General features: G+C 44.3%; 18 protein-coding genes, 1 other RNA gene and 1 pseudogene. 11 read left to right on the top strand and 9 right to left on the bottom strand.

The window, feature by feature from the left end; genetic code table 11:
* Nucleotides 1-443: 443 nt before the first annotated feature.
* A complete protein-coding gene (locus BLQ53_RS02675; protein ID WP_093725715.1) occupies nt 444-1,046 on the bottom strand; it encodes a TetR/AcrR family transcriptional regulator in 603 nt (200 codons plus the stop codon).
* A 152-nt stretch (nt 1,047-1,198) separates the two neighbouring features.
* Between BLQ53_RS02675 and BLQ53_RS02670 the strand changes: the two genes are divergently transcribed.
* The 5 genes from BLQ53_RS02670 (at nt 1,199) to katA (ending at nt 7,389) form a co-directional block, all read left to right on the top strand.
* Nucleotides 1,199-1,900: an ABC transporter ATP-binding protein gene (locus tag BLQ53_RS02670; RefSeq protein ID WP_093725713.1), complete on the top strand. Its 702-nt coding sequence runs from the start codon at nt 1,199-1,201 to the stop codon at nt 1,898-1,900.
* Nucleotides 1,897-2,907 (top strand): ABC transporter permease, encoded by a 1,011-nt coding sequence (locus tag BLQ53_RS02665; RefSeq protein ID WP_093725711.1) that lies wholly within the window; start codon nt 1,897-1,899, stop codon nt 2,905-2,907. Before BLQ53_RS02670 ends, BLQ53_RS02665 begins: the two co-directional genes overlap by 4 nt.
* Before the next feature lie 539 nt (nt 2,908-3,446).
* Entirely contained in the window at nt 3,447-4,574 is a 1,128-nt protein-coding gene (locus BLQ53_RS02660; protein WP_093725709.1) for a conserved virulence factor C family protein, read from the top strand.
* The gene (locus BLQ53_RS02655; RefSeq protein WP_093725707.1) at nt 4,575-5,003 is read left to right on the top strand and encodes a BrxA/BrxB family bacilliredoxin; all 429 of its coding nucleotides are present in this window, start codon (nt 4,575-4,577) and stop codon (nt 5,001-5,003) included. It abuts the gene before it with no gap.
* A 934-nt stretch (nt 5,004-5,937) separates the two neighbouring features.
* Nucleotides 5,938-7,389, top strand: coding sequence for a catalase KatA (katA, locus tag BLQ53_RS02650; protein WP_093725705.1), 1,452 nt, complete (start codon nt 5,938-5,940; stop codon nt 7,387-7,389).
* Nucleotides 7,390-7,680: 291 nt separating this feature from the next.
* Here katA and BLQ53_RS19100 read toward each other — a convergent pair.
* From BLQ53_RS19100 to BLQ53_RS02635, 3 genes and pseudogenes are all read right to left on the bottom strand, one after another.
* Nucleotides 7,681-7,971 (bottom strand): annotated as a pseudogene (locus BLQ53_RS19100) (CPCC family cysteine-rich protein); the annotation flags it as partial.
* Between the two features lie 25 nt (nt 7,972-7,996).
* Entirely contained in the window at nt 7,997-8,917 is a 921-nt protein-coding gene (gene murB / locus BLQ53_RS02640; RefSeq protein WP_139180835.1) for a UDP-N-acetylmuramate dehydrogenase, read from the bottom strand.
* A 150-nt stretch (nt 8,918-9,067) separates the two neighbouring features.
* Nucleotides 9,068-9,688, bottom strand: a complete 621-nt coding sequence (locus tag BLQ53_RS02635) for a nuclear transport factor 2 family protein (RefSeq protein WP_093725699.1) — start codon at nt 9,686-9,688, stop codon at nt 9,068-9,070.
* 191 nt (nt 9,689-9,879) lie between these two features.
* On the opposite strand from BLQ53_RS02635, the gene BLQ53_RS18825 reads away from it, so the two are divergent.
* Nucleotides 9,880-10,032 (top strand): hypothetical protein, encoded by a 153-nt coding sequence (locus BLQ53_RS18825; protein WP_170829553.1) that lies wholly within the window; start codon nt 9,880-9,882, stop codon nt 10,030-10,032.
* A 295-nt stretch (nt 10,033-10,327) separates the two neighbouring features.
* Here the strand turns inward: BLQ53_RS18825 and ssrA are convergent.
* Nucleotides 10,328-10,693, bottom strand: a transfer-messenger RNA (tmRNA) gene (gene ssrA / locus BLQ53_RS02630).
* Nucleotides 10,694-10,788: 95 nt separating this feature from the next.
* Nucleotides 10,789-11,253 carry an SsrA-binding protein SmpB gene (smpB, locus tag BLQ53_RS02625; protein ID WP_093725697.1) on the bottom strand — a complete coding sequence of 155 codons (465 nt, stop codon included), beginning with the start codon at nt 11,251-11,253 and terminating at the stop codon, nt 10,789-10,791.
* A 119-nt stretch (nt 11,254-11,372) separates the two neighbouring features.
* Between smpB and BLQ53_RS02620 the strand changes: the two genes are divergently transcribed.
* On the top strand, nt 11,373-12,233 hold the full coding sequence (locus BLQ53_RS02620) for a GNAT family N-acetyltransferase (RefSeq protein ID WP_093725695.1): 861 nt from the start codon (nt 11,373-11,375) through the stop codon (nt 12,231-12,233).
* A 34-nt stretch (nt 12,234-12,267) separates the two neighbouring features.
* Here the strand turns inward: BLQ53_RS02620 and rnr are convergent, their stop codons facing one another.
* From rnr to secG, 3 genes are all read right to left on the bottom strand, one after another.
* A complete protein-coding gene (rnr, locus tag BLQ53_RS02615; protein WP_093725693.1) occupies nt 12,268-14,556 on the bottom strand; it encodes a ribonuclease R in 2,289 nt (762 codons plus the stop codon).
* Between the two features lie 42 nt (nt 14,557-14,598).
* Nucleotides 14,599-15,354: an alpha/beta hydrolase gene (locus BLQ53_RS02610; protein WP_093725691.1), complete on the bottom strand. Its 756-nt coding sequence runs from the start codon at nt 15,352-15,354 to the stop codon at nt 14,599-14,601.
* A 118-nt stretch (nt 15,355-15,472) separates the two neighbouring features.
* Nucleotides 15,473-15,706, bottom strand: a complete 234-nt coding sequence (gene secG / locus BLQ53_RS02605) for a preprotein translocase subunit SecG (RefSeq protein ID WP_093725689.1) — start codon at nt 15,704-15,706, stop codon at nt 15,473-15,475.
* A 213-nt stretch (nt 15,707-15,919) separates the two neighbouring features.
* Between secG and BLQ53_RS02600 the strand changes: the two genes are divergently transcribed.
* From BLQ53_RS02600 to BLQ53_RS02585, 4 genes are all read left to right on the top strand, one after another.
* A complete protein-coding gene (locus BLQ53_RS02600; RefSeq protein WP_093725857.1) occupies nt 15,920-16,672 on the top strand; it encodes a DeoR/GlpR family DNA-binding transcription regulator in 753 nt (250 codons plus the stop codon).
* Nucleotides 16,669-17,580 carry a 1-phosphofructokinase gene (gene pfkB / locus BLQ53_RS02595; RefSeq protein ID WP_093725687.1) on the top strand — a complete coding sequence of 304 codons (912 nt, stop codon included), beginning with the start codon at nt 16,669-16,671 and terminating at the stop codon, nt 17,578-17,580. Before BLQ53_RS02600 ends, pfkB begins: the two co-directional genes overlap by 4 nt.
* A gap of 14 nt (nt 17,581-17,594) precedes the next feature.
* Nucleotides 17,595-19,505, top strand: coding sequence for a PTS fructose transporter subunit IIABC (locus BLQ53_RS02590; RefSeq protein WP_093725685.1), 1,911 nt, complete (start codon nt 17,595-17,597; stop codon nt 19,503-19,505).
* A gap of 74 nt (nt 19,506-19,579) precedes the next feature.
* Nucleotides 19,580-19,846, top strand: coding sequence for a phosphocarrier protein HPr (locus BLQ53_RS02585; protein ID WP_038564763.1), 267 nt, complete (start codon nt 19,580-19,582; stop codon nt 19,844-19,846).
* Nucleotides 19,847-19,849 lie beyond the last annotated feature (3 nt).

The following is a 19,849-nucleotide window of genomic DNA, read 5'->3' as shown; positions in this document are numbered from 1 at the left end:
ATGCTCAAAAAAGTGGAATTTTTTACGGATTATTAACATTCTAACAGACAGTGCGCAGGAGGTTAATAGAAACAGAGACTTAGTTTTCATTGGGCTGTAGTCCCAGAGGCATTCTTGTATAGATGAATGTGCATAGCAATAACCGACTGACGAGGCTTTAGTTGTAACAGATAATTTGCCAAACTTTCAAGAACTCGTTAGACAACCGCGAAAACATAGTGCTAATAACAGCTGTACAATTAGTTAGCTTAATATTTAAACTCATATAAGATTTAAAAAAGCATTTTTATAAAAAGTTCTCCCTATTTGGAGAACTTTTTATAACGAAGATCATGAAAGCTAAGAATGAAATTATGACTACTTATAGCTGCAGAAATCATCGGCAGCTTTTCATTACAGAGAAAATCAGACTTACGGATTTAGTTTATAGGTGTACATGGATTTTAAGGAGCTAATCCAATACCCACCCCTTTGATAGGTCCGTTGGTACTTAATTGAACAATAAATGAAGCCATCTGTTCCGGTGTATAAGGCTTATTGTTTGCTACCCACCAATATAGCATACTGCTGATGGCAGCACTCAGGAAGGTCAGTAGAATATCTCTGGGCAAAGGCAACGCTCGTTGACCGAAGAGTTCTCGAAAACGTTCTTGAAAGACATGTAGGATAGCCGATTCAAATCTATGCTTTAAGTTTTCTACCTCATCTCGTTTAATTAGCAACTCATAAAATTCACTGTCTTCCTCAACAAGCTGAAACACATACTTTATTGTGTTTAAGAAGCAATCCTTATATAAAATACCCTCTGCAAGATGAGCGGCAGGTCGATATATGTTAAGTATCCTGTCCATACGTTTTTGAATTAACTTTTCCAAAAGATCGAACTTGTCAATGTAATGTAAGTAAAATGTAGCTCTATTAATCATCGCGCGGTCTGCAATTTGTTGGATGGTTATTTTATTAAAATCCTTTAATTTTAAAAGTTCAAGAAAACTGTTTTCTATTCCTAATAAGGTTTTCTTTACTCTCAGATCTGCTGCAGTCATTTAATATTCCCCCTGACTAGACATATTCTTAAATTTGTTGTTTTATTAACAGTTACTCTTTTTTGTGAATTGAACCTCTCTTCTTGCTATTCCATAATTATACATGAATCAAATGTATTTTATATAACAACTGTTGAATGAGGAGGAGCGTTATGATCACTTTAAAGCAAGTAACGATAGGAAAAGGAAAGCATAACATTCTAACTGATATAACCTGTACAGTTAAGCAAGGAGAATTAGTTGGCTTGATTGGACCAAGTGGCTCTGGGAAAACAACAATGTTCCGTGCACTTGCTGGCATTATAAAAGTTCAATCTGGTCAGATAAAGATAAAGGAAAAGTTACAACCAACATTAGAAGTAAGCAAGTACATAGGTTATATGGCACAAAATGATGCCCTATACGGTGAATTAACAGCCGAAGAAAACTTACTCTACTTCGGATCTCTTCATAGGCTAAAAGGGGAAAAACTAAGGGAAAGGGTAGAACAGCTACTTATTTTCGTAGATTTAAATAATGTAAGAAAAAGGAAAATAACTCACTTCTCAGGTGGGATGAAACGTAGATTAAGTTTAGCCATTGCGTTTATACATGACCCTGATATTCTACTTTTAGATGAACCGACAGTTGGTATTGATCCAAAATTAAAAATAGAGTTTTGGCAGGAATTCCAACGTCTTAAGAAATCAGGCAAAACACTATTGCTTTCCACACATTTGATGGACGAAGCCGAAGCCTGTGATCGATTATTATTTATGCGAAATGGAAGGCTATCTGACGCTGGTACTCCGAAGAAATTAATTCAACATTATGGCTCTGTTGATAATGCTTTCTTAAAGGAGGCACAAGCATGAGATCCTTCATGATTGCAAAGCGTATAGGAATGCAGCTATTTAGAGATAAACGTACACTGATGATGATGTTTGCAGCCCCAATGCTTGTACTGTTCTTATTATATAGTGCATTGAATGCAGGGAGTGCTGAGATACGAATCGGAACTGTAGGAGATGGATCTTTTAAAACAGAGGGTTGGGAAAACTACAGCTCAAAGGCTACTGCCTTAGCTCAGATGAAAGAAGGAAACCTAGACGCATTTGTATTTCCAGAAGGAAATGCATATGAAATTATTATTGAAGGTACGGAAAACGCGAAAAGAAACGCTGCATATCATATAATTACAGACAAACTCGAACAACAAAACGAAACCGATAATCAAAAAATACCTGTTCATACAGAATATATGTATGGTGGTGAAAATCTATCTGCATTTGAGGAAGTCGGTCCTGCGTTAATGGGATTCTTTATCTTTCTTTACGTCTTCATCACTTCCGGTGTGAGCTTTTTACGTGAACGTACATTTGGTACATTAGAGCGCAGCTTAGCAACCTCAATCAGAAGATCTTATATGTTGATTGGTTATTTTTTAGGCTACTTACCTTTTGTTGCTTGTCAAGCTTTCATCATCGAAGTGTTTGCTATTTATGTTTTAGATGTTCCACTTGAAGGAGATTTGCTACTTTTGACCATTGTTTCCTTAATCATTGCTTGTATTGCTCTAGCGTTAGGATTACTGTTATCCGTCTTTGCTAAAAATGAGTTTCAGCTTATTCAATTCATTCCAATTCTTTTGGTACCCCAAATTTTATTCAGCGGATTATTTGATTTAGCCGGCGGCGAGCAATGGGTAAAAGCAGTAGCCAACATCATGCCGCTTTCTTTTGCCACCCATGCACTAAATGCAATTATGTTGCGTGGGGAAGATATCGACTGGATATGGAGTGATTTACTTAAACTTTGTGGTTTCTTTGTTCTATTTATTTTTGCTAACTCTATTATGCTTCGGAAAGAGCGACCATATTAAAGCAATTATACATAGTACAATAAATAGGTAATAAGGCAAAAGACTCTAACAAGGCTTAATTTGAAGTAGCATCGATACTTTAAACAAAAACTGCAATAGCCTTACCTTTTAACTCCTACAATGTCACTGTGCCACTTCAAAACTCAAGTTACGTTCACCTTTTTACTGTAGCAGCCGCCAAATAGATGCTTATTAATTTTAATCTTGCAGTTTGCTAGTAAGATTACCCCTTAGCTGTTGTAGTGGAATAGTTCACGAAGAGAAAATAAGACCCCCATAAATCACGGACAAGGGTGCTTTTTTCTGTTCTGATTTCCATGCAATCGTGCTTTTATGATTTTTGGCGGTTTCAGGCTCGGGTAATGCGCCCGAATATGCTTTTAAAGTATCGCTCATTTATATACTACATCAGATCTAAAGATAACCAAAAGGCAGCTAAAACACAGGCGCCAGCCGGAGAGCCGCATTGTCGCAACTTTTACCTTATCTGTGATATAGTCTATAGGAAGAAAATGATTATTGTGTATAGGGGGAATACGATGAAAATCGTGACTATCGAGCCTACCCCAAGTCCATACTCGATGAAGATCGTTGTGGATGATATGCTGCCGATGGGCAACAGTTTCGATTATAAAAAAGAAACGATCACCTCTGCCGATCCGGACTATATCCAAGCACTATTCCAAATCGAAGGTGTCAAAGGGATTTATCGCGTCGCAGACTTCCTTGCTCTGGAACGAAGTCCAAAAGCAGCCTGGGAAACGATCCTTCCTGCTGTTCGCGCAGCCTTCGGGGAGAGGAATCCAGACGCAGCAGCAGAAGCAGGCAGCGAGGAACCGCATTTTGGACAGGTAGATGTCCAGATTCAGACGATCTACGGTGTACCGATGCAAATCAAGCTTCTGTTTGAAGATCAAGAGAAGCGGGTCGGACTTCCGGCTTTGTTTACCGAAGCAGCAATGGAAGCCGCTGGGGACGATAATATTGTTTTTGCCCGCAAATGGGAAGAACAGTATCCCCGATACGGTGACCCGGAGCAAGTCGGTCAGGATATCTATGAGGAACTGCTGGCAAGCTACAGTCCAGAACGTCTGAAAGAACTCGTTACCCGCGCCAAAAATCCTCAAGCCCCGCTGCCTGAACGAAAGTCGCCGACGATGGCTGTCTGGGAAGAAGAGGATTGGCGTGTACGCTATCGTGCATTGGATGAATTGGAGCCGGATATCGAGTATCTTGCTTTCCTTGATAAAGCATTACAGGATCCAAAAGCGTCCATTCGCCGACTGGCCACTGCCTATCTTGGTATGATAGAAAACAAAGCTGTCCTGCCTTTACTCTATCGCGCCTTGCAGGATAAAGTCGTGACAGTCCGCCGTACGGCTGGCGACTGCCTTTCCGATCTCGGGTTCAAGGAGGCAACACCGGCTATGGAAGCGACACTTGCCGATTCGAATCGGATTGTCCGCTGGCGGGCCGCGATGTTCCTTTATGAGCTTGGGGATAGCGAAAGCCTGCCTATCCTTGAAAAAGCAGCAAGGCAAGAAACAGAATTTGAAGTGAAGCTGCAGCTGAATATGGCCATCGAACGGATTGCCGGCGGAGAAGCAGCAAAGGGGTCCGTCTGGAAACAAATGACGGAAGCAGCCAAACAAAAGGAGGAACACTAAATGAATGCATATGAAGAATACATGCGCGGTATCGTCCAGCCGATGAGGGACGAACTGACACAAGCAGGATTCCAGGAGCTGACTGACGCAGAACAGGTTGAAAACTATGTAAAACAGACTAAAGGCAGTACCTTGGTCGTCGTCAATTCTGTTTGCGGCTGTGCAGCAGGGCTAGCACGTCCCGCCGTTAGGGAATCCTTACAGAACGCAAAAAAACCAGAACATCTTGTAACTGTCTTTGCAGGACAGGATAAGGAAGCAACTGAAAAAATGCGTGAATACTTCACGGATCAGCCGCCATCCTCCCCATCCGTCGCATTGATGCATGATGGAGAATTGGTTCACTTCATTCCTCGTGAGCAAATTGAAGGCTACGATGTGGAAGAAATTGTGGAGAATTTGACAACTGCTTATAATAACCATCTGTAAGAGCTGCCCGTGCAGCTCTTTTTTCTTTGAAACCACGAAAAAGAAAATAGATATGCGTATTCGACCACTATGCTCGCCTGTGCTGTGTTTTTACCGATGGGGACATGCTGCGAAGGATTGTAATAGTGTTGTTCAATCTCAGTTTCTATCCCTACTTGAGAAAAGACTGCAGCACCCAAATGAATAGAAGGCTTTACTGGAACAATTGAATATCGAAGTAAAAATAGGAAAACGCCTCACACAAAACCGTTTCTTTCATAAACAACGGGTGTTCCGCCATAACAAAAAGATATGCTCTGATCGAAGTACTTCTACAGCCCCGAAAATCTCCCCCTTTGCTTCATAAATGGACTCACCGTTTAACAGCCCAATGACAAGCATGCATAATGAGGGTGATCAGCTTATCCATTTTGCGATACATATCATCCTTAACCGCAGCCAAACGGAAGGAATGTTTGTGTGCACTGCTTGGTAAATGGACATGTGAGAATGAAGCCAAGTTCAAACGTATACCCGATTGCCGCAAGCTTCGGCATCATGGTTATGCACGTGACTCCAAAAAGACAATTACACCGGGATATAGCAGACAAAAGCGCCCCAATACCAATAACTGGGCTTCTTTTCATATTGAAAACCCTTTCACTATTTGATAGACTCAAAGTATCGGAGGAGGGGTGCCAATGTGGAAAACGAATTTGTTAATCAGCGGTAGTATAATAGGGTGTGCATTAATCACATGGGTAGCTTCTTTATAAACTATTTGAAAACGGTATCATTCCATTGATAAGGGTAAACTGGCTTTCTAGCTGGTTTATCCTTTTTAATGACTTCGCAAATAAGTTTATAATTATTATAATTAAGTATTGATTTTTAATAAAAAGATGTTACTATATTGTTAGCTTTACTAAACACTACATATTATGAGGTGATTTTCTTGGCAGATAAAAAATTGACTACAAGCTGGGGAGCTCCAGTTGGCGATAACCAGAATTCACAAACAGCTGGCTCACGTGGACCTACACTGATCCAGGATGTGCATTTACTTGAGAAACTAGCACACTTCAACCGTGAACGCGTCCCTGAACGTGTTGTACACGCTAAAGGTGCCGGTGCACATGGTTACTTCGAAGTTACCAATGATGTTTCCAAATATACAAAAGCAGCCTTCCTTTCAGAGGTTGGTAAAAAAACTGATATGTTCATCCGTTTCTCAACAGTAGCTGGTGAACTAGGTTCTGCTGACACAGTGCGTGACCCCCGTGGTTTCGCTGTTAAGTTCTATACAGAAGAAGGTAACTATGATCTAGTCGGTAACAATACACCTGTATTCTTCATCCGCGATGCGATCAAGTTCCCAGACTTCATCCATACACAAAAAAGACATCCGCAGACACATTTAAAAAACCCTGATGCGGTATGGGATTTCTGGTCTCTTTCTCCAGAGAGCCTGCACCAAGTTACAATCCTTATGTCCGACCGCGGTATCCCTGCAACGTTGCGTAATATGCACGGTTTCGGCTCCCATACATTCAAATGGGTAAACGAAAAAGGCGAAGGTTTCTGGGTGAAATATCACTTCAAGACGCAGCAAGGCGTTAAAAACATGGATCCGGCTGTTGCTGCAAAAGTTGCTGGTGAACATCCTGATTATCATACAGAGGATCTGTTCAACGCAATCGAAAATGGCGATTTCCCTGAATGGAAGCTTTATGTTCAAATCATGCCGCTTGAAGATGCGAACACATACCGCTTCGATCCATTTGATGTAACAAAAGTATGGTCTCAAAAAGATTACCCGCTAATCGAAGTCGGCCGTATGGTATTGAACCGCAACCCTGAGAACTACTTCGCGGAAGTGGAACAAGCTACGTTCTCTCCAGGAACACTTGTACCAGGTATCGAAGTATCTCCTGATAAGATGCTTCAAGGCCGTCTGTTCGCTTACCACGATGCTCACCGTTATCGTGTAGGTGCCAACCACCAAGCACTCCCGATCAACCGTGCACGAAACGAAGTGAACAACTATCAGCGTGATGGTCAAATGCGTTTCGATGATAATGGCGGAAGCGGCGTTTATTATGAGCCGAACAGCTTAAACGGTCCAAAAGAAGACCCAGCAAGCAAGATGGCGCCATTTGAAGTTTCCGGACAAGCTGACAGCGTCGCTTATGACGAAAACGATCACTACACACAACCTGGAGATCTTTACCGTCTTATGACTGACGATGAAAAAACTCGCCTTGTACAGAACTTCGTTGATGCGATGAAACCTGTTACAAGAAAAGACATTTTGGAACGCCAACTAGGTCATATCTATAAAGCAGATAAAGAATGGGGCCAACGCGTTGCAGACGGCCTCGGAATTGCACTTCCACAAGAAGTTTAATCAATCCGAGAAAAACAAAGGATAGATGAACAATTATGTTCGTCTATCCTTTTTCTATTGCGTACCTCTGTAAAACGGCAAGCAGTTGATCCAAGACTGGCATCACTTCTTCTGTTGAAAAGCCGATGTGCAGAACCTGATCGTGTCAATTTCTTGCCTTGCTTTATCAAGAACTGCTTCCAACCGAACTGGTGCGTCACATTCGGATAACCGATTTTCAAGTTGATCTATGGTGATGTTACCCTCTCTAAAATCATCACATACCAGCTTGATTTGGTATGAAGCATCCTCTATAGGCCGCCAGCCCGGATCTTTCTTATCACCTTTAACAGGTTTTCTAGTGTACTGGATAACGTGTCTTTCACAAGCTCCAAATTCACTGTAATTCTTTTGCGCCTTTATGAGCGAGACAGTGTTGGCACCGCCATCTTCATACATATGCTCTTTTTGAAACGGATCATCTTCCCAGAAGCAAATCGGACATATATCATATCCCCCGTCACTATCCAGTGTTTTATATCCGCAGCATGGACAAGTATATGGAAGCAATCTACCTCCCCCTTTCCTATAAAAAAAGCACATCACTAATCAAAGTGATGTACTTATGTCATTCCTCAGGAGAGTCCCCTATGATCCGCACTTCCCGGTGCAAACTGACACCGAATTTCTCTTTAACTGTCTCCTGCACATGTTTGATCAGATTGATATAATCCGATGCTGTGCCATTGGCTACGTTCACCATGAAACCAGCATGCTTACCAGAAACCTCTACACCGCCAATTCGTGTCAGCTGCAGGCCGGCATCCATGATCAACTTCCCGGCAAAGTGACCCGGAGGACGCTGGAAGACGCTGCCGCAGGAAGGGTATTCCAGCGGTTGCTTCGACTCACGAAGGAACGTCAATTCGTCCATCTTCGCCTTTATTGCCGTCTGGTCACCCTCCTCCAACACGAATGTTGCCTCTACAGCGATGTAAGAATTCTTTTGCAGGATGCTGGTACGATAACTAAGCTCCAGCTCCTCACTTGTCATCACTTTGCGCTCACCGCTATCGGTAATGACAACTACCTGCTCCAATACATCCTTCACTTCTCCGCCATATGCACCAGCATTCATATACAATGCTCCGCCGATGGAGCCAGGAATGCCGCAGGCAAACTCCAAGCCAGTCAGGCTGGCATCCAGTGCCATTCTGGAAACATCGATTATAGCTGCACCTGATTGAGCTGTAATTCTGTTGCCCGCTACCTTGACTTCATTCAGTTTCGTCAGGATCATGACCACCCCGCGCAATCCGCCATCCTGGATGATGACATTTGATGCATTACCGAGGATTGTCAGCGGCACTACATATTCTTTCGTGTAGGCAACAATCTGTTCAATTTGTGTGTAACTCCGTGGAAAAACGAGTACATCCGCTTTCCCGCCCACCTTCGTATATGTGTAATCTGCAAGTGGCGCTTCTATCAGTACATCATTAGCTTCTACAAACTGCTTTAAGTCTTTCCCAAGCGTGTTCACATTCATCATATAATCCCTCATTACTGTATTAGCCGCTGCAAATGCAGCGTGCCCCAACCTGTATTGTATACCACTCTCACACACGTGACAATGCCATATTCACCTGTTAGGCAAGACACCAATAGTTTATGCAAAAAATGACCAGATGCACCTGCTTCACAGCATCGAACAATGTCCGGCAATAACTTGGTATTGATCTCCGATCAGCTGCCATACGCGTGTATAGATATAGTCGCCATTGATCTTCTCGTCTCCGGCTTGCCCTTGTAAATGGATCTGGGATATCGTCACAGCGCCGTCCTTGGTCGTTTTTATTTGCAAATCTTTACACGATACTTCCGTAAAGCGGACATCAAGTGTCCGATGTGCTTCCAAGTCCATTTCCTTCGTCAGATAGCTGCCTTCGTGATTGATGAAGACAAGGTCATCATGCAAGAGCGTATCCAATAAAAAGATATCACGTGTCTGCATTGCTTCCCGAAGCTCCTGCTCCAGCAGTTCGAATCGATCTTGCGTCTTGCTTTCCTCTTCATCCTTTGGATAAGTACTCTCAGTTTGATCAGCTTGGTCAAAATGAATAAGATCTTCCATCTCACCTGTCTGATCCAGCGTTTCAATTTTGACTATATGCGCTGTCGCGATATGTACGTCCCCAATCACGATAAATGACTTATTCATCATGCCTTGATCATTGGTGATATGCTGCAATATCTGCTCTTCCGATGCTTTTGTAACGATTTTTTCTCCGGTTGATAATGTAATATATGTTTCAGCCATTTGTTGTTACTCCATTCTATTCAAGATTCTTTGTAGCTTAAGCTTAACCATGCAGCTAATTTTAATTGTATCCCCTTGATGCCCTTTTAGAAAGGTATATGGTTTGCTCGACCCATATATAATCCGAGTCTGTTTAGAGTAAAGCATAACGGGAAGGGATAAGCTGTAAATGTTTATGGGAGGCGTACAGGATGAGTAATGAAACACGAGAATACAGGACCGGACAAGGGATACCGCAAATGGGCGTCTATACTTGCCAATCCGGTGAAAAAGTGGCAATCAAAGCATATGATGCGTTTCCACACTGCGCTGCACTTGTTTCCTATGATGAGCTCCCTATTTGATTGATGGAGAAAGCTTTAATTTTCACCAATACTTCTCTGCCTTTAGTACAGTCTTGTCAACGTCGATAAGCTGCAGTATGTCTGGAAATCCGTGTTTTCTGCATAGAATTGCTTTCATTTTTTCACCTCTATTTTAATGAAGTATCACAATATGCAACAAAAAAAGACATTTCCTCGTCTTACATTATTCACTGCCAATAAACCCCATAATATCCAAAGGGAAAATCAGTAAAATAAAAAAGCTCCGAAATACTGAAATCAGCATTCCGAAGCTTTCTCTTCCATCCGTATGTAAGGATGGAGACGGTGGGAGTCGAACCCACGTCCAAAGATAACGGCACTCAGGCATCTACGTGTGTAGTCGTCATATTATAGTTCGCACACGCTTCGGCCTAACGACAGGCTTTCAGCGAGGCTAGCTTGATTGTCTTCTTCCGATCATCCGCAAGCGGAGGATGATGGCGTAGCCCACTTAAGTTTGAGACCCTCGAATCTGCCACATGGGCGATAGCAGCAAGGATCCTCCAGTGCTACTTACGCAGCTGCTAGAGAGTAGTTGTTGTTAGTTTTGCCAGTTATATTTAGGCGTAACGTTTTACGAGCCGTAACCTCGACACGCAGCCTGAGCTCGAACTATCCCTGTCGAATCCGTAACGTCCCCATGATATGGGGGCTACAGGAAGTAACCCGATCACTTAGGATTAAATCAAATCCCAGACAAGTTCTATTATATCATCTTTATCAGGAAATGCAAGTTCAGTAATCACGATCACGCATAGCGCGGTCTACATCGCGTTTCATTTGCTTCTGCTTGAGATCTTCCCGTTTATCGTATTTCTTTTTCCCTTTACCGACGCCAAGCAAGATTTTTGCAAACCCATCCTTGATATAGAGCTTAATCGGTACCAGGGAATAACCTTGCTGCTGTGTCTGGCCGATCAGTTTGTCGATCTGCTTGCGGTGCAATAGCAGCTTCCTTGTCCGTGTTGGATCATGGTTGAATCGGTTTCCTTGTTCATAAGGTGAAATATGCATATTGATGATACGGACTTCGCCGCGGTCGATTCTGGCAAAACTATCTTTTAAGTTCACCCGGCCGGCACGGATTGATTTGATCTCGGTACCTTGCAAGACGATACCAGCCTCGATCGTCTCTTCGATTGCGTAATCGAAATTGGCCTTCTTATTCTGTGCGAGTACTTTACCTTGTCCTTTAGCCATAGACTTCTTCCTCCTAACTACGAGCTTTATTTTATCAGAAATTGTATGATAATCCTAACGATTCCTATACTGAAACGGGTATGGATAAGCATCCCGATTGAGAGGTCAGGTGTACATAGATGACGACGATAAGACAATTGACGATGGATGATTACCGGGCAGTGCTTGATATGCAAACTGGTATCGAGGACGATTATGTGCTCAACATTTTCCCTAAGCTGATTGAAAACCCAGCTCAATCCCTGTTCGGTCTGATGACGGAGGAAGGGCTCGCAGCAGTGGCAGGAGTATTCCGTTTGCCAAACGGAAACGGTATTTTAGGCAGATTGCGCAGTGATATCCGCTATCAATCCAAAGGAAATGCGACAGCTTTACTGAAGCATATCATTGCCTATTGTGAACAAGACCCAAGGATGAATTGGCTTGGTGCCATCACCCGCAAGTCCAACCTTCCTGCACAGCGGGTACTGGACAAGCTCGATATGCATTCGGACAGTCACTTTATTAGTCTGGTGATGGAGGATCCAGGGAAGGTTAAGGTTCCTGCTGCCGCACCGTGGCTGCCAATTGAAGGAACGAAGGCGAAGCGTGATGCAATCGAACAAGCAGCCAAAGAGGTAGCACTGGCCTTCTATCCATACGAAGCATATTTCCCTATTCCTTATGCTTCTGCCATTTTAGAAGATGCGTACATCGAGAACTTGTCCGTATTCCGCAATACTGATGCAAGTCGTATCATGGTGATCCAAGAAGACTTTAAAGGCAGGGACATAGCCCAAATCCAATATTTCTGGCCAGATGTGTTTGAACAGGATGGCTTGTGGGCTGCTGTCTTTCATTATCTACAGCAATCCGGTAAGCAGCTCGTTCCACAGCTGGACGTCTTACCTGAGACGGCTTTCAATATACCGGCAGTCTTTCGTGACAGTTTTACCAAAGACGATGATCCTTGGCTCATTTACGGAAGATATATCAGATAATAAATGCCCCGACCGTATGGTCGGGGCATTTAATTTATGGTCTTTTCCTCGTATTGCGCTTCTTGCTTTTCTTCCCTCTTGCCGGCGGCTTCCGCTTTCCTTTATTTTTCGGCGGACGATGATCACCGGGTTTATTTTTCTTTTCAGCTTTGATAATAGTGGGACGATCACGGTTTTCACGTGGCTTCCGCGGTTTCATGCCGACCACTTCAAAATCGATGACACGCTCCTCGATATTCACTTTCACTACACGGACTGTGATTTCATCTCCGATTCGGAATTGGTTGCCGGTCCTCTCTCCAATCATTGCATAGCGCTTATCATCGAAATGGTAGAAGTCATCTGTCAGATAACTGACATGTACCAGACCCTCGATCGTATTCGGCAACTCGACAAACAATCCAAAGCCAGTGACTGAACTGATGACGCCATCGAATTCCTCACCGATTTTATCTTGCATGTACTCGGCTTTCTTCAGATCGTCTGTTTCCCGCTCTGCATCGACAGCAGCACGTTCCCGTTCCGAAGACTGTCTCGCGATCTCAGGCATCCGTTCTTTCCAATGATCTTGTGTCTTTTTATCCAGCTGATTGTTGACGATATACGTCCGAATCAATCGGTGTACGATCAAATCCGGGTAACGGCGGATCGGAGAGGTGAAATGTGTATAGAATTTCGTCGCCAACCCGAAATGCCCCAAGCCTTGCGGGTCATATTTCGCCTGCTGCATCGAACGCAGCATCAGGCGGTTGATGATCATTTCTTCCTGCGTGCCCCTTACCCGTTCCACGATCTTTTGCAAGGTCTGCGGATGGATATCCGAAGATGACCCTCTGACTGTATAGCCTAAGCTCGTGATGAATTCGAAGAAATGCTGTAATTTATCTGGATCCGGATCAGTGTGGATCCGATGAATGAATGGAACATCCAACCAGTGGAAATGCTCTGCCACCGTTTCATTGGCAGCGAGCATGAATTCCTCGATCAGCTTCTCTGCAACAGACCGCTCCCGAAGAATAACATCGATTGCTTTTCCTTCTTCATCGACTGCAACCCTTGCTTCCGGGAAGTCGAAGTCGATTGCTCCTCTGTCCATCCGCTTTTTACGAAGGATTGCGGCTAGATCCTCCATTTGCTGGAACATCGGGACAAGTTCTGAATAACGGGCTTTCAGCTCTTGATCATCCTCTAGTAAAATCCGGTTCACGTCGCCATATGTCATCCGTTCATTCGTCTTGATGACACTTTGGTAAATCTCATGTTCCACCACTTCCCCTTGAGGAGTGATCTGCATATCACAAGTCAAAGTAAGCCGATCAACTTGTGGATTCAAGGAACAAATTCCATTGGAAAGACGATGCGGGATCATCGGGATCACCCTGTCGACCAAATACACACTCGTTGCCCGCTCCAAAGCCTCTTCATCTATCGGAGAGCCTTCTTCCACGTAATAGGACACATCCGCAATGGAAACGACAAGACGATAGTTCCCGTTTTCCAGACGGCTGACAGCGACGGCATCATCCAAATCCTTCGCATCAGCACCATCAATCGTCACAGTCATCAGATCCCTGAGATCCCGACGGTTTTCTATTTCATCAGGATTAATTGTATCCGGTGTATTCGCTGCTTGTTCCAATACTTTGTGAGGGAACTCAGTAGAAATGCCATGCTTATAGATGATGGAAAGTATATCGATACCTGGGTCGTTTTTGTGACCAAGTATCTGGATGACTTCTCCCTCTGCACTCATTCGCCCTTCCGGATATTTCGTGATTCTGGCAATTACTTTATGGCCGTCTGTCGCTCCGCCGGAAGCCCCTCGCGGTATGAAGATATCATTCGGTATCCGTTTGTCATCGGCGATCAGGAAACCGAACCGACCGTTATCCTCATATGTACCGACAACTTCCGCTATTGCCCGCTCCAGGATCCGGACGACTTGTCCTTCACGACGCTGCCCGTCCTCTGCCTGATTCTCGATCCGTACAAGTACCGTATCATTATTCATGGCAGACTGCAGATCGCTATAGTGGAGATAAACATCATCCACACCCTCTTCATCTGGTATGAGGAAAGCAAATCCCTTGGCATGCATTTGAATCTTCCCACGTACAAGATTGAGTTTTTCAGGCAATCCGAAGCGATTGCTTCTCGTCCGAACGAGCTGTCCTTCTGCTTCCAATTCATTGAGTCCTTTAACAAGAACTGAGAATTCACTTGCTTCATCCAGTTCCAATTGCTTCTCAATCTCTTCGACTGTTAACGGCTTTTCTGCATTTTCTTTAAAATAATTCAATATCTTCTGCTTGATTTCGTCCATTATTGCTTCACCTTCTTTTCGGCTTTTTTCATCTAGTATGAACTATTCCCAATCAAGCGATTCGAGAAACTGATACACATCTTCATGCAGCTGCTCTTTTTCTTTTCCCATCGTAATCACGTGGGAAGAGTTCTCGTACCACTTGATCTCCTTGAAATCGGACTCCGCTTTTTCATAAATATAATTGGCACTGTCCGTATTGATCATTTGATCTTCTGTCGCTTGAACTACGAAAAGAGGGGTGTATATTTCATCCACGTGCTTGCTTACATCCGTGATGAAAGTCCCCAGACGCTGGAACATATCCGCAGTTGCCGGCGCCTCCATCAGCTCTTCTAATTCCTTTTCGATAGTCTGATTATCTTTTCCTTGTAATTGTTTATGTTGTCTCGCATATAGTTTGAACCCTTTGTTCAATTGGGTTTCGTTATCGAAAAACATAGGCGAACACATTGTGATGACTCCTCTAACAGGATAGGAATAAGCAAGTTTCAAGCTGAGTACCCCGCCAAGTGACAAACCAGCTACAGCGATTTTGGCATATCCTTGATCCTTCAGGTACTGATAGGCAGCCTGTACATCCTCCCACCATTCATCAGAATTGGAGGCAACGATATCATCAGGTGTTTGCCCGTGTCCGCGATAGATTGGTGCATGAGCGGTATATCCTTTGCCGGCAAGAAAACGCCCCATCATCCTTACATCAGCAGAATGACCAGTGAAGCCATGCAGCAGCAGAACAGCGCGATCTCCTTTCCCCTCGAATGTGAACGGCTCTGGCTGTTTCATTGTGACCATATGTATCTCCCCTGTATGACTATTTATATAGTAGATTTCCGGACTAGTTTTCCCTTCCTCGGGAATAAATAATCCCCCACCACAGAAGTTGTGACGAGGGATGGAATTGACTATTCGATTATTGCAAGACGTACGCCAAAAGGAATGTCAATGCAAAAAGAATGACTCCTGTAACGATTGTTGCACGATGGAGGAACAAGTCCAAACCACGGGCCTTCTGCTTTCCAAACAATTGTTCAGCTCCACCGGATATCGCCCCGGACAGACCTGCACTCTTACCGGATTGTAAAAGGACTAGCGCAATAAGCGCAATGGCATCGATTATTAATAGAACTACTAAAGCTGTCTGCATCCCAGCACCTCCTATAACGGCAAATACCTACGTCAACTGTAGCACACGTGTCAGATAATTGGCAAGATGTTCTTGTCCTATCGACAAGTTCTAACAAAAGATTGAACGTTTTTTAAGAAATATGAATTTTTATGATGTTTTTTGAAGTTTTTTGGTTGCAACGTGAAACCGTTTCCTTTATAGTGTAGATAAGTTCAGGAGGAGGTAATGGAAATGCTTACACCTGAGCGGCAGGAAATGATCCTGCAGATGCTGCTAGAACAGCGCGTTGTCACGATTCCTGAATTCGTGGAATCGACAGGCGCATCCGTCTCGACAATACGCCGAGATTTAATTGAATTGGAAAAGCAGAAGCTGCTTCAACGTGTCCATGGCGGCGCAACGACTGTGTCTTCATTAAGCTACGAAATGAGCTATACCGAAAAAGAAACGCAAAACCAGTCTGGTAAGCAATTGATTGCTGCCTATGCTGCAAGTCTTGTCGGAGAAGATGAATGCATCTTCCTGGATGCCGGCACTACGACATATCAGATGATTCCGTTCTTAACAGGCAGAAATGTAACCGTCGTCACAAATGGTTTGACCCATTTGGAGGCGCTTTATGAAAAGGACATCACCGTGTATGTAACCGGCGGTTTAGTAAAGGATAAAACGAGAACTTTGATCGGCAGGGGTGCGATGACAGCACTCTCCCAATACCGTTTTGATAAATGTTTTCTCGGGACAAACGGCGTCCATCCAGAAAATGGCTATACAACGCCAGACCCAGAAGAAGCCGCCATCAAACGGCAGGCATTGCTTCGATCGAACGAGTCTTTCGTATTAGCTGATCGAAGCAAGCTGGATAAGACTACTTTTGCACATATAGCTGATTTGACAGACGCCAAGCTCGTCGTCGATCATGCCAGTTCGAAACAACTGACTGCTTACAAGAAACTGACATCAATAAAGGTTGTGGACTCATGAATTACACTTGTACACTGAACCCATCCATCGATTACATCATGCACGTGGACGGTTTTGAGGCAGGAGATTTGAACCGTGCCACCCAGACAGCCTATTTCGCCGGGGGGAAAGGAATCAATGTTTCCCGTTTACTGAAGCGACTGGATGTGGATACGACGGCTTTAGGATATATTGGTGGTTTTACCGGCGCCTTTATCCGCGAAACACTGGAAAGTGCCGGCATTGCACATCAATTCATTGAAATAAATGAACCAACACGTGTCAATGTAAAACTGAAATCAGGTACCGAAACGGAAATTAACGGACCAGGACCATCCATCACGACAGAACAGCTTGCCCTGCTTTTCGAACAAATCAGAAGCCTCGGTAAACATGATGCTCTCGTAGCAGCAGGCAATGCGCCTGGCTCCGTACCGGCAGATATTTACGCAAGGATGGCAGATATTTGCGAAGAGAATGGAACGAGATTCATCGCGGATACTTCAAGCGCCGCGCTTCGGGATTTAATCGGCAAGCGCATGTTCCTCGTCAAGCCGAACCATCATGAACTTGGTGAGCTTTTCGACACAACGATTTCTTCGATAGAAGAAATCGTCAGCTACGCACGGAAACTGCATGAAACAGGCATCGATAATGTTATCGTATCGATGGGCGGTGAAGGTGCTGTCTTTGTAAACAAAGATCACGCTTGGAAGGCACAGACGCCAAAAGGTACGGTGAAAAACTCCGTCGGTGCAGGCGACAGTATGGTGGCGGGATTTTTGGCCGCATATGAAAAATCAGGCGATTATGAGCAAGCGTTCACCTATGCAGTGGCAGCAGGAAGTGCTACAGCTTTCAGTGACGACCTTGGCGATAGACAATATATAGAAAAACTAGTCAGCCAAGTCAATCTCACATCTATCTAAGAGGGGTGCTACTTATGCGAATTACAGAACTTTTAACCAAAGATACTATCATTTTGCAGCTGGATTCCCAATCAAAAGCGGATGTCATCGAAGAGCTTGTTTCCAAGCTGGATGAAGCAGGCAAACTGAACGATAAAACAGGATTCAAAGAAGCCATCCTTGCGCGTGAAGCACAATCCACTACAGGAATCGGCGAAGGGATTGCCATTCCACATGGTAAATCGGCGGCCGTCAAAACGCCGGCCATTGCATTCGGCCGCTCCAAGGAAGGTCTGGATTATGAAGCGCTCGATGGACAGCCGTCTCACCTATTCTTCATGATTGCGGCTTCAGAAGGTGCCAACCAGACACATTTGGAAACGTTGTCTCGCCTTTCTTCCTTTTTGATGGACAGTACATTCCGCTCAAACATTGAGAATGCGGAAACAGAAGAAGAAATCATGACCATCATCGATGCCAAGGAAAAAGAAGAGCTAGGTGAGGAAGAAGAGCAGGAAAACCCTGCAGTGGAATCGGCACAGGATGCCCCGGGCACACAGGGCAAAGTACTTGCCATCACCGCCTGCCCTACTGGTATCGCCCATACATTCATGGCAGCGGATAAGCTGAAGCAGACAGCAGCGGAGATGGATGTCCCGATCAAAGTCCAGACAAATGGAGCTGGCGGAATCAAGAACCGTCTGACTGAGGAAGACATCAAGGAAGCAACAGCTATCATCGTTGCCGCCGATGTCAATGTCGACCTCAGCCCATTCGAAGGTAAGCACGTCTTGCAGGTTCCTGTTGGGCGCGCCTTGAAAATACCAAAAGAACTGATTGAAAAAGCACTTGCCCAAGATGCACCAGTCCATCATGGCGGCGGACGCAGCTCAGAAGCAGCTGCAGAAGGCGGTCAGAAAAAAGAACAGCGTTCCGGATTCTACAAGCACATCATGAATGGTGTTTCCAACATGCTTCCATTCGTTGTCGGCGGTGGTATCCTGATCGCACTCAGCATCCTATTCGGAGAATTGTTCCCGGACAGCCGTTTTGCTGAAATGCTGAATGAAATTGGAAGCAGCCAAGCGTTCTTCCTGATTGTTCCTGTACTAGCCGGTTTTATCTCCAGCAGTATTGCTGACAAACCTGGTTTCGCACCTGGTGCTATCGGTGGTTTAATTGCTGTCACTTATGGCCATGGTGACGCAACAAGTTCCGGATTCCTCGGCGGTTTGATTGCCGGTTTCCTTGCAGGTTATGTAACACTTGGCATCAAAAAGGCACTATCCGGTCTTCCTGCTGTATTGGAAGGTTTGAAGACGATTCTCTTCTTCCCGGTATTGAGCATTTTCGTCACAGGTATGATCATGCTATTGATCAATCCTTCGTTGACGCAAGTTTATGTAGCACTTTCTAACTTCCTGGAAGGTCTTGGAGGCACGAATTTAGTATTGGTAGGAATCGTCCTTGGCGCGATGATGGCAATTGACATGGGTGGTCCAATCAATAAAGCAGCTTATACATTCGGCATCGCAATGCTTGATGCAGGCAACTTGGAATTCATGGCAGCTGTTATGGCCGGTGGTATGGTTCCGCCGCTTGGACTTGCGCTGGCAACTTCCCTATTCCGCAACAAGTTTACGAAGCAGGAAAGAGAAACTGGTAAGACAGCATATGTGCTGGGTGCATTCTTCATCTCAGAAGGTGTCATTCCATTCGCAGCTGCCGACCCACTTCGTGTCATTCCAGCGACAGCGGTTGGTGCTGCAGTAGCAGGCGGTCTATCAGCATTCTTCGGAATCGGATTGAATGCACCGCACGGCGGAATAATCTCAGCAAGTCTAGTTGAGGGAAACCCATTGCTTTACTTCCTTTCCATCATTATCGGTGCTTTTGTCACAGCTATTATTGTAGGACTATTGAAAAAAGACCTAAGAAAAGTATAAAATAAGATAGAATGAAAGCATTCACATAAATAGAATGAAAGCATTCACATAAAAAATCTTTGGAGGTATTTACCATGGCAGAAAAAACAATGACAATTACAGATGAGACTGGCGTACACGCTCGTCCGGCTACAATCTTAGTAAATAAAGCAGGCGGTTTCAAATCCGACATCCAGCTTGCATACAATGGTAAAAGCGTTAACCTTAAATCCATCATGGGTGTTATGAGCCTAGGTATTCCACAAGGTGCTGAGATCACCATCTCTGCTGAAGGCGACGATGCAGAAGAAGCTGTCAACACAATTGCGGAAACAATCAAAAGCGAAGGCCTAGGAGAATAATTC

The organism is Terribacillus halophilus (assembly GCF_900101385.1).
GTDB lineage: Bacteria > Bacillota > Bacilli > Bacillales > Amphibacillaceae > Terribacillus > Terribacillus halophilus.
This window is presented reverse-complemented; position numbering and strand designations above follow the sequence as displayed.

Excerpts from the sequence above, each read along its gene's own strand:
- BLQ53_RS02675 (WP_093725715.1), bottom strand. The coding sequence starts at position 1,046 with ATGACTGCAGCAGATCTGAGAGTAAAGAAAACCTTATTAGGAATAGAA.
- BLQ53_RS02670 (WP_093725713.1), top strand. The coding sequence starts at position 1,199 with ATGATCACTTTAAAGCAAGTAACGATAGGAAAAGGAAAGCATAACATT.
- BLQ53_RS02665 (WP_093725711.1), top strand. The coding sequence starts at position 1,897 with ATGAGATCCTTCATGATTGCAAAGCGTATAGGAATGCAGCTATTTAGA.
- BLQ53_RS02660 (WP_093725709.1), top strand. The coding sequence starts at position 3,447 with ATGAAAATCGTGACTATCGAGCCTACCCCAAGTCCATACTCGATGAAG.
- BLQ53_RS02655 (WP_093725707.1), top strand. The coding sequence starts at position 4,575 with ATGAATGCATATGAAGAATACATGCGCGGTATCGTCCAGCCGATGAGG.
- murB (WP_139180835.1), bottom strand. The coding sequence starts at position 8,917 with ATGAATGTGAACACGCTTGGGAAAGACTTAAAGCAGTTTGTAGAAGCT.
- BLQ53_RS02635 (WP_093725699.1), bottom strand. The coding sequence starts at position 9,688 with ATGGCTGAAACATATATTACATTATCAACCGGAGAAAAAATCGTTACA.
- BLQ53_RS18825 (WP_170829553.1), top strand. The coding sequence starts at position 9,880 with ATGAGTAATGAAACACGAGAATACAGGACCGGACAAGGGATACCGCAA.
- smpB (WP_093725697.1), bottom strand. The coding sequence starts at position 11,253 with ATGGCTAAAGGACAAGGTAAAGTACTCGCACAGAATAAGAAGGCCAAT.
- BLQ53_RS02620 (WP_093725695.1), top strand. The coding sequence starts at position 11,373 with ATGACGACGATAAGACAATTGACGATGGATGATTACCGGGCAGTGCTT.
- rnr (WP_093725693.1), bottom strand. The coding sequence starts at position 14,556 with ATGGACGAAATCAAGCAGAAGATATTGAATTATTTTAAAGAAAATGCA.
- BLQ53_RS02610 (WP_093725691.1), bottom strand. The coding sequence starts at position 15,354 with ATGGTCACAATGAAACAGCCAGAGCCGTTCACATTCGAGGGGAAAGGA.
- secG (WP_093725689.1), bottom strand. The coding sequence starts at position 15,706 with ATGCAGACAGCTTTAGTAGTTCTATTAATAATCGATGCCATTGCGCTT.
- BLQ53_RS02600 (WP_093725857.1), top strand. The coding sequence starts at position 15,920 with ATGCTTACACCTGAGCGGCAGGAAATGATCCTGCAGATGCTGCTAGAA.
- pfkB (WP_093725687.1), top strand. The coding sequence starts at position 16,669 with ATGAATTACACTTGTACACTGAACCCATCCATCGATTACATCATGCAC.
- BLQ53_RS02590 (WP_093725685.1), top strand. The coding sequence starts at position 17,595 with ATGCGAATTACAGAACTTTTAACCAAAGATACTATCATTTTGCAGCTG.
- BLQ53_RS02585 (WP_038564763.1), top strand. The coding sequence starts at position 19,580 with ATGGCAGAAAAAACAATGACAATTACAGATGAGACTGGCGTACACGCT.